Annotated in this window: 11 protein-coding genes; 8 read left to right on the forward strand and 3 right to left on the reverse strand. The window is 57.4% G+C overall.

Annotation, left to right across the window (positions count from 1 at the left end; all coding sequences use genetic code 11):
• Positions 1-220 precede the first annotated feature (220 nt).
• The 7 genes from AC2TAD_RS03610 to selD are packed head-to-tail and all read left to right on the forward strand — an operon-like array spanning position 221 to position 8301.
• Complete coding sequence (locus AC2TAD_RS03610; RefSeq protein WP_480865993.1) at positions 221-3091, forward strand: monovalent cation/H+ antiporter subunit A; 2871 nt, start codon at positions 221-223, stop codon at positions 3089-3091.
• Positions 3091-3450, forward strand: a complete 360-nt coding sequence (locus AC2TAD_RS03615) for a Na+/H+ antiporter subunit C (protein WP_480865995.1) — start codon at positions 3091-3093, stop codon at positions 3448-3450. Before AC2TAD_RS03610 ends, AC2TAD_RS03615 begins: the two co-directional genes overlap by 1 nt.
• A complete protein-coding gene (locus AC2TAD_RS03620) occupies positions 3447-4982 on the forward strand; it encodes a monovalent cation/H+ antiporter subunit D (RefSeq protein ID WP_480865997.1) in 1536 nt (511 codons plus the stop codon). Before AC2TAD_RS03615 ends, AC2TAD_RS03620 begins: the two co-directional genes overlap by 4 nt.
• On the forward strand, positions 4979-5479 hold the full coding sequence (locus AC2TAD_RS03625; protein ID WP_480865999.1) for a Na+/H+ antiporter subunit E: 501 nt from the start codon (positions 4979-4981) through the stop codon (positions 5477-5479). Before AC2TAD_RS03620 ends, AC2TAD_RS03625 begins: the two co-directional genes overlap by 4 nt.
• On the forward strand, positions 5476-5745 hold the full coding sequence (locus AC2TAD_RS03630) for a K+/H+ antiporter subunit F (protein ID WP_480866001.1): 270 nt from the start codon (positions 5476-5478) through the stop codon (positions 5743-5745). Before AC2TAD_RS03625 ends, AC2TAD_RS03630 begins: the two co-directional genes overlap by 4 nt.
• 7 nt (positions 5746-5752) lie before the next feature.
• Positions 5753-6139: a Na+/H+ antiporter subunit G gene (locus tag AC2TAD_RS03635; RefSeq protein ID WP_170354691.1), complete on the forward strand. Its 387-nt coding sequence runs from the start codon at positions 5753-5755 to the stop codon at positions 6137-6139.
• Positions 6140-6144: 5 nt separating this feature from the next.
• Entirely contained in the window at positions 6145-8301 is a 2157-nt protein-coding gene (gene selD / locus AC2TAD_RS03640) for a selenide, water dikinase SelD (protein ID WP_480866003.1), read from the forward strand.
• On the opposite strand, the gene mnmH is transcribed toward selD, so the two are convergent.
• Both mnmH and AC2TAD_RS03650 read right to left on the reverse strand, forming a co-directional pair.
• A complete protein-coding gene (mnmH, locus tag AC2TAD_RS03645; RefSeq protein ID WP_480866005.1) occupies positions 8296-9348 on the reverse strand; it encodes a tRNA 2-selenouridine(34) synthase MnmH in 1053 nt (350 codons plus the stop codon). The genes selD and mnmH overlap by 6 nt on opposite strands.
• A 44-nt stretch (positions 9349-9392) precedes the next feature.
• Positions 9393-10058 carry an SOS response-associated peptidase gene (locus AC2TAD_RS03650; RefSeq protein WP_170752980.1) on the reverse strand — a complete coding sequence of 222 codons (666 nt, stop codon included), beginning with the start codon at positions 10056-10058 and terminating at the stop codon, positions 9393-9395.
• 55 nt (positions 10059-10113) lie between these two features.
• On the opposite strand from AC2TAD_RS03650, the gene AC2TAD_RS03655 reads away from it, so the two are divergent.
• Positions 10114-11766: a tetratricopeptide repeat-containing sulfotransferase family protein gene (locus AC2TAD_RS03655; protein ID WP_480866006.1), complete on the forward strand. Its 1653-nt coding sequence runs from the start codon at positions 10114-10116 to the stop codon at positions 11764-11766.
• A gap of 50 nt (positions 11767-11816) precedes the next feature.
• Here the strand turns inward: AC2TAD_RS03655 and AC2TAD_RS03660 are convergent, their stop codons facing one another.
• A complete protein-coding gene (locus tag AC2TAD_RS03660; RefSeq protein WP_480866008.1) occupies positions 11817-13394 on the reverse strand; it encodes a bifunctional metallophosphatase/5'-nucleotidase in 1578 nt (525 codons plus the stop codon).
• Between the last annotated feature and the right edge of the window lie 5 nt (positions 13395-13399).

The raw sequence follows: 13399 nt of genomic DNA on the forward strand, positions 1-13399 counted from the left end.
TCCGACCCTCCTGAACGGTCTTCGACGTTCTATCACACAGAGACAGTCAATTCCGCGCAGAATTTGCGAGTAGGGATCAAGTTCTTGTCAGAGATTTTTTCAAAATATGCATTTGATTGCACCCCTAGAACGAAGTGAAAAACTTGCAATAGCTGGACAGTCGAAAAATTTCCCTTACAAAAACAGTAGTACATTGACCGCCAAGACCGGAGTATCGCACTTGTCCCTATTCCTCATCGCGGCCCTTCCCTTTCTCGGCGCTGTGTTTCCAGCCCTGCTGATCAGGGCAGGACGAAATGCAGCAGCCGCGGCCGCGGGTTTGACCACGTTTCTGGCCCTTGCTGGTCTGCTGATCCACATTCCGTCTGTTATGCGCGGGGATGTCGTAACCGCTCGGTTCGACTGGATACCCCTTCTGGGCCTGAACGCGAATTTCATGCTGGATGGGCTTGGTTTCCTGTTTGCTCTGCTGATTCTTGGCATTGGTCTGCTGATCATTCTCTATGCGCGGTTCTATCTCTCGCGTGAGGACCCAATGGGTCAGTTCTACACCTATCTGCTGCTGTTTCAGGGCGCGATGGTCGGAATCGTCCTCTCCGACAACATTCTTCTTTTGCTTATCTTCTGGGAGCTTACATCTTTAAGCTCATTCCTTTTGATCGGTTATTGGAAACATCTGCCCGAAGGCCGTCAGGGCGCACGAATGGCATTGGCTGTCACCGGTTCGGGCGGTCTGGCGATGATCGCCGGGATGCTGATTTTGGGCAATATCGTCGGGTCGTATGACCTGAGCGTGATCCTTCAGAACAAAGAGCTGGTCCAAGCCTCACCCTATTACCTGCCGGCGTTGATCCTGATCCTTCTGGGGTGTTTCACCAAATCGGCGCAGTTCCCGTTCCATTTCTGGCTGCCCCACGCGATGGCCGCCCCGACGCCTGTTTCGGCCTATCTGCACTCGGCCACGATGGTTAAGGCGGGGCTGTTCCTGATGGCGCGGATGTGGCCGGTTCTGGCCGGGACCGATGCGTGGTTCTATATCGTGGCCACCACCGGGCTGGTGACGATGCTGATGGGCGCGGTGATTGCGCTGTTCAAGGATGACCTAAAGGCGTTGCTGGCCTTTTCGACCGTGTCGCATCTGGGTCTGATCACCATGCTACTGGGCTTTGGTACCAAATTTGCTGCCGTGGCTGCCGTATTCCACATCATCAACCACGCCACGTTCAAAGCGGCGCTGTTCATGACCGCAGGGATCGTCGATCATGAAACTGGCACACGCGACGTAAAGCGGCTGGGCGGTTTGCGTCACCTGATGCCAATCACCTTCACGATTGGCACCATAGCGGCCCTGTCTATGGCCGGTCTGCCACCGTTGAACGGTTTCCTGTCGAAAGAAATGATGCTGGAGGAAACCGTCCACACCACCTGGCTGCATTCGCACTACCTGGTGCCTGGGCTGGCCCTTCTGGCGGCTCTGTTTTCGGCAGCCTACTCCTTCCGCTTTGTCAGCCATGTGTTCCTGGGTCCAAAACGCGACGACTATCCTGCGCATCCGCATGATCCACCTGTAGGTCTTTGGCTGGCCCCTGCGTTTTTGATTGTTTTGGTCGTTCTGATCGGCCTGTATTCTGCAGCGATTGTTGGCCCACTGGTCGCCGTGGTTTCCAGCGCGGTGATTGGCGGTGAAAAACTTCCCTACTACTCGCTGAAACTGTGGCACGGATTCACGCCTGCGCTTTACATGTCAGTCGTCGCAACCTTGGGCGGCTTGTTCCTGCTGTCGCAGCATCGCCGGGCGGAAAGCCTTTGGAACGCCCTGCCCCGCCCCGAGGCCAAGGTGATCTTTGAAGCTGTGATCGCAGCGTTGACTGCGCTTAGCCGCCGGATCACGGACTCACTGCATAATGGCGTGATCAGCCGCTATGCCATGATCCTGATCGTGTTCACCGTGGGTTTGGGATACTATGCCTATGCCACAGGCACGATCGGTCCGGTCACCCGCGAACCGCTTAAGCTTGAGATCATTCCGGTCGTCGGCTGGATCTGTCTGGTCACCGCGACACTGGCTATCATGTGGTTCCACCGCAACCGCCTGCTTTCGCTGGTTCTGATCGGCGTCGTTGGTCTGATTGTTTCGATGGCGTTCAACTATCTGTCGGCACCTGACCTTGCGCTGACTCAGATCTCGGTCGAAGTGGTGACAATGATCCTGCTTTTGTTGTCCCTGAACTTCCTGCCCACGGACACACCATGGGATAGCAGCGCGGCGCGGCGGTGGCGCGATGCAGCAATCTCGGTCGGGGCCGGGATCGGTACAGGCGCTCTGGTCTATGCACTGATGTTGCGAGACTTTGCCTTTCCCACAATCTCAGAGTTCCATCTGGCCAATTCCTACAAAGGTGGCGGGGGAACCAATGTGGTCAACGTGATCCTCGTGGACTTCCGAGGGTTTGATACGTTCGGAGAGATCATCGTGCTGGGCATTGCCGCTTTGATCATCTTTGCGCTGACGGAATCCGTTCTAGCGACCAACGTTCGGGCCTATCTGCTGAACCGCAAGCCGCACTGGCCTCAATCCGGGGATTCGCATCCTTTGATGATGGTGGTGGTGACGCGTATGATGATGCCCATTGCCCTGATGGTGGGTGCCTACATCTTTTTCCGCGGTCACAACCAGCCTGGTGGAGGGTTCATCGCCGGCCTGATTGTGGCAATCGCCTTCCTGATGCAGTACATGGCCAGCGGCTATACTTGGGCGATCGAGCGTCAGCGGTTCTACTACCACGGCACAATCGGTTGGGGTGTTCTGATCGCTGCGGCAACAGGCATCGGCGCCTGGTTCAATGAACGGCCGTTCCTGACCAGCGACTTCGGCTATATTCACTGGCCCCCGCTCGAAGAGTTCGAATGGGCAACAGCAATCCTGTTCGATACGGGCGTTTTCCTGGCGGTTTTGGGTGCGGTCATGCTGGCACTGGACAGCCTGTCTCGTTTTGCGTGGCAGCCGGGTATGGCGCAGGAATTCCCGATGGATATCAACCCGCTGCGTGACGATCCGCCAGAAGAAGAACAAGAGAAGGAGCAGGTCTGATGGAAGCGCTGGTTGCCTCTGCCGTAGGCGTCATGACCACTGCCGGGATTTTCCTGATCCTGCGCCGTCGTACATTCCCGGTTATTCTGGGCCTGTCGCTGATCACCTATGCAGTGAACGTGTTTCTGTTTGCCACTGGTCGGTTGGCGCTGAACGCGCCTGCGGTGCTGAACAAATACGAAGATGTCCCTTACACCGATCCGCTGCCGCAAGCGCTGGTGTTGACGGCAATCGTCATTTCTTTTGGCATGACAGCGGTGATCGTGATGATCTCGTTATCCGCCTATCTGTCGGCGCGTAATGACCACATCGACATGAACGCGCAAGACAATACCGACCCGGCAGGAGATGACGCATGAACCACTGGATCGTAGCGCCGATCGTCCTGCCCGCGATCCTGGCCCCATTCATTATCATGGTCCTGCGCTACCACCTTGACCTGCAGCGCATCTTCTCGGTCGCTGGTGTGGTGGGCCTGCTGGGGATCGCTCTGACCATCACGGCGCAAGCTGCAGGCGGTGATATCCAGGTTTATGAACTGGGCAATTGGCCTGCACCCTTCGGTATCGTTCTTGTGCTGGATAGGCTGTCAGCCATGATGGTCCTGCTGACCGCGCTGCTGGCCTTGCCTATCGTGCTATATGCCATCGCCTCAGGTTGGGACGACAGGGGCAAGCATTTTCACGCGTTGTTTCACTTTCAGCTCATGGGTGTGTGTGGCGCTTTCCTGACGGGTGATGCTTTCAACCTTTTCGTGTTCTTCGAGGTCCTTCTGATCGCGTCCTATGGCCTGATGACCCATGGAGGCGGCGCGGTTCGCCTTAAGGCGGGGGTGCAATACGTCGCCTATAACCTGCTGGGCTCGACCCTGTTCCTGTTCGCGCTGGGCACGCTTTATGCGGTGACAGGCACGCTGAACATGGCGGATATGGCGGTGCGCGTTGCGGAATTGCCTGCCGAGGATACTGCTCTGTTGCGTGTGGGCGCGGTGCTGCTGTTGCTGGTCTTCTGTATCAAAGCCGCTGTTCTGCCTCTGCACTTCTGGCTGCCCGCCAGCTATGCCAACGCGCCACTGCCGGTCGCGGCCTTGTTTGCGATCATGACCAAAGTCGGGGCCTATTCGATCCTGCGGATGTATACGCTTGGCTTTGGCCCCGAGGTCGAAGCCACGCAGGGCCTGGTCGGGACTTGGTTGCAACCCGCCGCACTGGTGACGCTGGCCGTCGGAGCGATTGGTATCCTTGGCGCGCAGCACATCGCCCGGATGGTGGCCTTCTGCGCCATCGCCTCGATGGGGACGCTGCTGGTCGCTATCTCGTTGTTCACCGAAGCGGCAACTGGCGCGGCTCTCTACTACGTCTATCACTCGACACTGGCGACCGCCCTAATGTTCCTGGTGGCCGATCTGGTCGTCGAACGTCGCGGCGGGGCGATCGCCCCGACCGCCCCAATGCCGCAAAGCGGGCTGGTCTCGGCCCTGTACTTCGTCGGTGCGATTGCGTTGGCTGGCATGCCGCCCTTGTCCGGGTTTATCGGCAAGCTGCTGGTACTGGACGCAGCACGGGACGCACCGGACGCAAACGCCATCTGGGCCGTCGTGCTGATCGGGTCCTTCGTGACGATTGTCGGACTGGCCCGTGCCGGGACGCTGATCTTCTGGAAAAGCCACGACGCGCAGCATATCGGCGATGGCAGCCAGGGTGACGTGGCCGAGCAGCCAGCCCCCGAACCCAATCCTGCTCTTGCTCTGACCTCGGTTTTCGGGCTGGTTTTGGGTTTGGTTCTGCTTACTATTTTTGCCGGCCCTGCCCTGACCTATGCTACGAAAACGGCCGAGCAGCTTTACACGCCTGACGCCTACATCTCAGCCGTATTGGGAGGAGAAGAATGATCAGACTTCTGCGCCGGATTTTCCCCCACCCGCACCTGACGTTTCTGCTTACGGTCGTCTGGGTGTTACTTGCCAACACGGGCTCGTTGAACTCGGTCGTGTTTGGCCTGCTGTTGGGAATTATTATCCCCTTCATCACGCAACCTTATTGGCCCGACCGCCCGAAACTGCGCAACTGGCCAATGATCGCAGAATATATGCTGATTGTGCTGTGGGATATCGTTGTTGCCAACGTCACAGTGGCCATGATCATCCTGTTTAAACGTGACGCGGACCGGAAACCGTGCTGGATCAGTGTCCCGCTGGAGTTGCGCACACCCGAAGCGATCACAGTGCTGGCCGGCACCATCACGATGACGCCCGGAACCGTCAGCAGCGACCTGTCCGCTCAGGGTCACTGTCTTCTGGTTCACTGCCTGGATACGCCGGACCCCGATGCGGTTCGCAACCAGATCAAACAACGTTACGAGCGGCGGCTGAAGGAGATTTTCGAATGATCGACGTGGCGATACAATTTGCCTTTGTCTGTTTCGGTGCCGCCATCATGATGTGTCTTTGGCGGATCATCACTGCTGATGGCGTGGGTACCCGGGTTCTGGCCTTGGATACGATGGTGATCAATACGATCGCTTTGATTGTGCTTTACGGCCTGTATCTCGGCACCGAGATCTTTTTCGAAGCCGCCATGATCATCGCCATGCTCGGCTTTGTCTCAACCGTGGCTTACGCACGCTTTATGCTGCGCGGCAACATTATTGAATGAGGGCGGAATGACATTCATTTTCGAACTGTTGATCGCCTTCTTTCTGGTTATCTCGGGCATCTTTGGATTTGTCGGCTCGTTTGGGATGATCAAGTTAAAAGACCCGATGTCGCGCCTGCATGCACCGACCAAGGCGACCACTTTAGGGGTGGGCGGCGTTTTGCTGGCCTCAATCTGCCACTCGGTACTTCTGGAAGGCAAGCTGTCCCTTCATGAACTGCTGATCACTCTGTTTTTGTTCCTGACTGCCCCGATCACGGCCCTGTTCATTGCCAAATGGCATATTCACCGCCATGAAAAGCCTGACGATCTGCCGGATGCTGGCGAGGATGAGCTTTGGGCCACCCACGCGGTCGAACAGGTCGAAGACGTCCCGGACCACAGCAAGACCTGATAACCATGCACATGCCTCCGCTGCCCCTGACCCGTGATCTGGTTCTCATTGGCGGAGGCCACACGCATGCGCTGCTACTGCGCATGTGGGGGATGAACCCCCTGCCCGGCGCGCGCGTCACCGTGATCAACCCCGGCCCGACTGCGCCATATTCCGGCATGCTGCCGGGGTTTGTCGCCGGTCACTATGAGCGTTGGGAACTGGATATCGATCTTGTTAAACTGGCCCGTTTCGCAGGCGCGCGAGTTATATTGGGGGCCGTTCAGGGCATCGACAGCAAAAACCGTACCGTCCATGTCCCCGGACGTCCTCCGGTCGCGTTCGATGTGGCGTCGGTGAATGTAGGGATCACCTCTGACATGCCGGCACTGCCCGGTTTTGCCGAACACGCCATCCCCGCGAAACCGCTTGGCCCCTTTGCTGCACAATGGGCGGCCTATCTGGACGGCACCGGCCCTGCCGCTGTTACCGTGATCGGAGGCGGCGTCGCAGGGGTCGAACTGATCATGGCAATGGCCCACGCCCTAAAGGCCAAAGGTCGAACGGCGCAGGTCACCCTGATCGACAATGCGAAAGCTCTGACCGCGACTGGGGAAAAGGCAGCCGCCACTATCCGCCATACCATGGCTGAGCTTGGCGTCGACGTGATCGAAGACGCCGAAATCGACAGGATCGCAAACGATCATGTCGCACTGAAAGACGGGCGCACTGTTCCCGCAGGTCTCGTGACCGGCGCAGCAGGCGCACGCCCTTACAGCTGGATCGCCGACACAGAGCTTGATCTGCAAGACGGGTTCATTTCCGTAAACGGCCAGTTGCAATCCAGCGATCCGGCTATTTTTGCGGCCGGGGATTGCGCCCATCTGTCCGAAAACCCCCGCCCCAAGGCAGGTGTTTATGCAGTCCGCGAGGCGCCAATCCTGTTCAACAACCTCCGAGCCGCGCTTGGGGCCGGAAAAATGCGCCGCTATGCACCCCAAAAAGACTATTTGAAACTAATCTCGTTGGGCGGAAAATCCGCACTGGGGGAGAGGTTGGGAACATCGTTCAGCGGCCCGTTGATGTGGCGTTGGAAAAACCACATCGACCAGTCTTTTATGAACAAATTCCGCAACCTGCCTGAAATGACACAGACTGCTCTACCGGCACAGCACGCGGCTGGACTTGCCGAAGCCGCTGGTGACAAACCCATGTGCGGTGGTTGTGGAGCCAAGGTTGGTCGTGGCGGATTGCGGTCTGCCCTGTCGGCGCTGCCCCGATCGGAAAGGCCAGACGTCTTATCGCTGCCCGGCGACGACGCCGCAATTCTGACAACCGGTGGCACGCGCCAGGTGATGACCTCGGATCATCTGCGGGCTGTGACCGATGATCCGGTAATGATGACCCGTATCGCCGCAGTTCACGCGTTGGGGGATATCTGGGCGATGGGGGCCGCGCCGCAGGCCGCGACGGCAACGCTTATTCTGCCTCGTATGTCTGCTGACCTGCAGCACCGCACGATGGCCGAGATCATGACGACCGCCCATAAAGTGATGCGACAGGCCGGCGCCGAGATCGTTGGCGGGCACAGCTCGATGGGGGATGAAATGACCATCGGCTTCACGTTGACAGGGCTGTGCGAGCGCGATCCGATCACTCTGTCCGGCGCCCGCGCGCAAGACGCCTTGATCCTGACCAAGCCACTGGGCAGTGGTGTCATCATGGCCGCGGAAATGGCGGGGGTGGCCAAAGGTGAATGGGTAGCGCAAGCCTTTGACCAAATGGTTCATCCGCAGGGTGAGGCCGCCCGGCTTCTGGCCGACGCCCATGCAATGACCGATGTGACGGGGTTTGGGCTGGCCGGGCATCTGCTGGGCATGTGCGAGGCCTCGGGGTGTGGCGCGACACTGGATTTGGACGCAATTCCCTTGATGAAAGGCGCGCTGGAACTGACCCGGACCGGCGTGCGCTCGACCCTGTTTGCAGATAACCGAGTCGCGGCTCCGGATTTGCCCGAAGGCGGCAAGGCCGACCTGCTTTTTGATCCGCAAACCGCCGGAGGCTTATTGGCCGCCGTCCGCGCCGAGCACGCCCATGGAATTTGCGAGCGCCTGCGCGCGGCAGGGTATCCAGCTGTGGTGATCGGACAGATTACGGAAACGGCCGGCGTGCGGCTTTCATAGCTGGTCCAAAACCGCTTTGATCTGATCCGCGGCATTGCTCAGACCAACAGCGTCCAATGACGCAGCATCGATACTTGCGATCACGTTCGACACCCGAGTACGGCTGGACTTGGTATAGGCCGGGTCATAGTGCTGCTGCATCAAAGCGCTGGTCAAAGCACCCTTATCTCCGGCCTCGATCAGTTTGATCCAACCATCGACCACGTCATGGCCCCGGTGGAACCGCAATGGCGACAGGCGATCTTTGAGCCGTTCGGTATCTGCTAGGACATCCTCATAGGCGGACACAAGATAATCCGACCGGGCCGCGATCGATGCCCGCACAAGTATGCGCGATGCATTGCGCAAAGCAGACCAGACCGAGGGCGGCAGGATCAGAGTTCCGATTTTAGACGATTCCGCCTCAACAACGACCGGGCGGCTTGGATCCAGATTGCACAGAGCACAGGCCAGCGCGGATTCGAAGGCCTTTTGACTGGGTTGTCCTCCGGGCATCTCGCCCAGCAAAGATCCTCGATGATTGGCCAAGCCTTCAAGGTCCAGCACTTGAACGCCCTGGGCCTTGAGAAGCGTAAGTAGCTCTGTCTTGGCAGTTCCGGTATAGCCATCCAGCGCATATAGGCAGTGGGGCAACGGATCATCATAGAGGTACCGCTTCACCAGCCTGCGATATGTCCGATAGCCGCCCTCAACCACCTCAGCCCGCCAACCGATCTGTTGCAACATCCAAGTAAACGACCCGGATCGTTGACCGCCGCGCCAGCAATAGACCAGCGGCTTCCAACCGCCTTCGTGATGCGACAGGCTGTTTTCGATATGATTTGCGGCATTTCGGAAGACCAGGGCCGCCCCCAGCTTACGCGCCAGAAATGGGCTTTGCTGAACGTAAATTGTACCGACCCGCGCGCGCTCATCATTGTCCAGAACGGGAAGGCTGATGGCGCCCGGCAGGTGATCCTCGGCGAATTCAGCGGGGCTGCGCACGTCGATCACAGTGTCGAATTCGTGCGCGTAGAGATCGGGCAAACTGTTAAATGTCAAAGCCATGCCAACGATCTATCTTGCGCAAGCGGGCTTGAAAAGGACGGCCGTCATTCGACCAGAGGCTCGATCAGTGACGACCCGCTGGCCCGGTTCGAATTCACGACCGGGTCAACGCGGTGGTATGTCAGGACATCTTCGGCACCCGGCGTCATAAGTCGCGCGGCCCCTTTCCCGGTCTCACCCAGCCACATTGGCCAGTCCTGTTGTTCAAGGATCAATGGCATACGGTGATGAATGGCCCCAAGACGCGTGTTGGCGGGCGTGGTCACGATGGCGCATGTCCCTTGTCGGTTCTCGTCAGAGCCCCAATTCTGCCAGACCCCCGCAAAAGCAATCGGCGCTTGATCCTGACGATGGATATACCATGGCAGGCGGTCACCGTTTGGAGTTTTCGTCCATTCGTAAAACCCTGTCGCTACAATCAGACACCGCCTCTCACGGCAGGCTGCGCGATAGGCAGGTTTTTCAGCCAGGGTTTCTGACCGGGCATTGATTAGCAACGGCCCGGCCGTTTCAGTTTTGTACCAGTGCGGGATAAAACCCCAGCGCAAGGGATCAAGGGTGCGCCCGTCCTGATCCGAGCGGACCACATGCACTTGATTTGTCGGGCAAACGTTAAAGTTGGGCACTGCGGGCAACGTATTCGCGGGCCGCGCTGAAAACAGCTGCGCCATAGCGTCGTTTGGAAGAGTTATTGCAAACCGTCCGCACATAGGAGATGAACCATCAATATTCGTTTCGTTCGGGCAAAGGTTCTCACGGGGTCTCATGCAAAATCAAACAGCGAAAACCATAAAAGGCAAGGCTGTGGCCGCTTTAGAGGCTGGCAAGCTTCAACAGGCACTGAAAAAGGCGCAGTTGGGTCTGAAGAAATTTCCGGCTGACACGGATTTTCACGCCATTTCCGGGTTTGTCCTGACCGAGTTGAAACAGTATCGAAAATCCATTCCACATTTCGTTGAGGCATCCAAACGAAAGCCAAACGATCCCCAGTTTGCGGAAAACCTTGCAAACGCTTTGATGCAGACCGGGCAAATTCCAAAAGCATTGGAGTATGCCGAGCAAAAACTGCAGAAATTTCCCAATAACAAAGAGCTGAGCCGGGTTATTGACGAAATTGAGCTTAAAGGCAGCAACTGGCGTGCCATCATCGACAACGCAACCAAGAAGCTAGAAAGCGACCCGGACAATGCCAGCCTGTTGTCGTCTCGCGCCAGAGCTTATGGGCGCATTGGCTTTGTTGAAGAAAATACGCGCGACATTGCCCGAGCTTTCGAGCTTGCTCCGGACGACGAGAGCATCGCGTTCCAAAAGGCAATCAATTTGCACCAGAGCGGCGACAAGGAAACCGCCGGTGAAATCCTGCGTAAGATTACAGCACAAAACCCCGAGCACGTTTTTTCACTTCTTCAGTTGTCGACAATGGCCAACAAGGACAGTGCGCCCGACTTAATCGAGAAGGTTGAGACAGCCATTGCAAATAGCGAACACAAGCTGTCCGAGCTTGAATTTGCGAAGGCACATTTGCTGTCCAAAACTCAGGGGCTTAACGCTGCGCTGCCTCAATTCGAGCGCGCGAACGCAATTCAACACGAAACAATCCCGTACGATTTCGCGGCAGAAGAGCAAAAGTTCGAAGTGATCACCGGGCAGTTCCGTGAAAACACCGATCTTCCATCCTCTGATATAAGCGAACGCCCTGTACCAATCTTCGTTCTGGGACAGCCCCGTTCGGGTACGACCTTGATGGAGATGATGCTCAGTTCTGCCCCCGGGGTTGCAGGATGTGGCGAGCTGACGGTGGCCGCCGATCTCTCGCGTGATTTTGAGCAGGCGTCTCATGCTTTCAGCTCGCAGAATGCAAGCGAGTTCGCACAGGACTTTCGCGCCCTGATGCCCCCAATCCCAGAAGGATCGGTCGCGTTTGTCGACAAGATGCCACACAATTTCCAGCGAATTGGATTCTTGCTAGCAGCTTTTCCGAACGCAAAGATCATTAACATGCTTCGGGATCCGCGGGACGTCGGTTTGTCAAAATGGATCAGGCGCTTTCCAGCGGGTGGAATGCGGTATGCTTCAAACCAAAAGGCGATCGCTCATACCGCGAATATGTATCGACGCTACATGACGCATTGGAACACGGTGTTTGGCGACCGAATACTGACAGTCCAATACGAAAAACTGGTCGAAGACCCAAAGACTTACAGCCAACAGGTTGCTGCGTTCTGTGACCTCGAGTGGACCGAGACGATGATGCATCCGGAAGAAAACACCAAGCAGGTCAGGACGGCTAGCATCGATCAGGTGCGTAAGAAGATTTCAACTAAGTCGATCGGCGGTTGGCGCAGCGTATCCGACCACCTTCAGCCGATGTTGCAGGGCCTCGATCCCGAGCTTTGGCCAGAATACGATTTTGACTGACCAAAAAAGGCCGCGCAGCATGGCGCGGCCTTTTCCAATAGTATAACGGGTTACTTCTGCTTGATGCGCCCGTCCAGGTACGGCGTGTAAGGCGCGTTTTCCGCAAGATATTCAGCAGTTACATCCGCCAGGTCCGGGCCATAATCATAGGCGTTCTTGTCATCGCCTTCGAACATGTCATAGCCGTCGCCGCCATTACGGACATAGTTGTTGGTCACGACAAGATAGGTCGCCGCCGGGTCAATCGGGACAAAGCCCCCGTCCTTGGCTACCATCACATCGCTGATACGCCCTTCGTTCGGCGCAACCGCAGGATCCCATGTGAAAGTCATACCGGCCACTTGCGGGAAACGGCCCTTGACCTCTTCTACCTGGCTCACACCGTTTTCCAGCGCATCAATGACGCCCTGACCGCTGATCTGGAAGGTTGAGAGCGTGTTCTGGAACGGCAGCACGGTCAGCACTTCGCCCATGGTCACGTCACCCGGATCAATCGAGGCACGCAAACCACCCGAGTTTGCAATTGCAATCTGCACACCCTGATCGGCAACACGGGCCAGCATGGCATCGGCTACAAGATTGCCCATCTGGCATTCTTGCACTCGGCAGACAGCGCGGTCGCCCTCAATCGCGTCAGCAGCACTTGCCACAACCTTGTTGCGAATCTCGTCCAGCGGCACGGCCAGTTCCGCGATGCGATCCAGCGCCGACTGATCCTCGGTCACAGTGTTGTCCATGATCAGCGGCTCGCCCGCGGCTTCGACCACATTGCCATCGTCGTCAAAGGTCACGTTCAGCTCACCCAGGAATTTGCCATAGGCATAGGCCTGAACGATCTGGACCCCGTTCACCACGGTTGGATAGGGACCCGCCGCCTTGTCCGAGACGTTGGACAGATACGTGTTGGAATGTCCCCCCACGATCACATCGACACCGGTTGTTTCACTGGCTACGCGTTGGTCCACGCCAAAGCCCGAATGGCTGAGTACGATGATCTTGTTCACCCCCTCGCCGGTCAGTCTGTCAACTTCGGCCTGCACCGCCGGGACCGGATCCGAGAAGGTTATGTTCGGGCCGGGTGAGGCCAGATCATGGGTGTCTTCCGGGGTCAGGCCGATCAGGCCGATTTTCTCCCCGCCCACTTCAATCACGGTCGATTTCTTGATCTTGTCGGTCAGCAGCTCTTCGTCTTTGACATCGGCGTTCGACATCAGCACTGGAAAATCGACCGAGTCGATGAAACCGCGCAGAACCTCGGGCCCGTCGTCGAATTCGTGGTTGCCCACGGTCATCGCGTCATAACTCAGTTTGTTCATGAACTCAGCCGCGACCTTGCCCTTGTAATAGGTATAGAACAGGGACCCCTGAAATTGGTCTCCGCCATCCACAAGGATCGAGTTCTCGGCACGGCCACGGGCATCGTTCACTGCCGTTACCAAACGGGCCGAGCCACCAAAGCACTCGCCTTCGGCATTGTCTTCGGCGCTGCAGCCGCTGTCATATTTGTTGATGGGTTCGAACCGGGCGTGGAAATCGTTGGTATGCAGGATCGTCAGCTTATATTCGGCTGCTGCCATGCCTGCTGTCAGGCCCAGAACGGCGACCGATGTCAGTAAGCGGGTGAACATGTTCA

It is taken from the genome of Ruegeria sp. HKCCD7628, from assembly GCF_057221005.1.

Coding starts and splice junctions, on each gene's coding strand:
- AC2TAD_RS03650 (WP_170752980.1), bottom strand. CDS start 10,058: ATGTGCGGACGGTTTGCAATAACTCTTCCAAACGACGCTATGGCGCAG.
- AC2TAD_RS03635 (WP_170354691.1), top strand. CDS start 5,753: ATGACATTCATTTTCGAACTGTTGATCGCCTTCTTTCTGGTTATCTCG.
- AC2TAD_RS03655 (WP_480866006.1), top strand. CDS start 10,114: ATGCAAAATCAAACAGCGAAAACCATAAAAGGCAAGGCTGTGGCCGCT.
- AC2TAD_RS03630 (WP_480866001.1), top strand. CDS start 5,476: ATGATCGACGTGGCGATACAATTTGCCTTTGTCTGTTTCGGTGCCGCC.
- selD (WP_480866003.1), top strand. CDS start 6,145: ATGCACATGCCTCCGCTGCCCCTGACCCGTGATCTGGTTCTCATTGGC.
- mnmH (WP_480866005.1), bottom strand. CDS start 9,348: ATGGCTTTGACATTTAACAGTTTGCCCGATCTCTACGCGCACGAATTC.
- AC2TAD_RS03620 (WP_480865997.1), top strand. CDS start 3,447: ATGAACCACTGGATCGTAGCGCCGATCGTCCTGCCCGCGATCCTGGCC.
- AC2TAD_RS03615 (WP_480865995.1), top strand. CDS start 3,091: ATGGAAGCGCTGGTTGCCTCTGCCGTAGGCGTCATGACCACTGCCGGG.
- AC2TAD_RS03625 (WP_480865999.1), top strand. CDS start 4,979: ATGATCAGACTTCTGCGCCGGATTTTCCCCCACCCGCACCTGACGTTT.
- AC2TAD_RS03660 (WP_480866008.1), bottom strand. CDS start 13,394: ATGTTCACCCGCTTACTGACATCGGTCGCCGTTCTGGGCCTGACAGCA.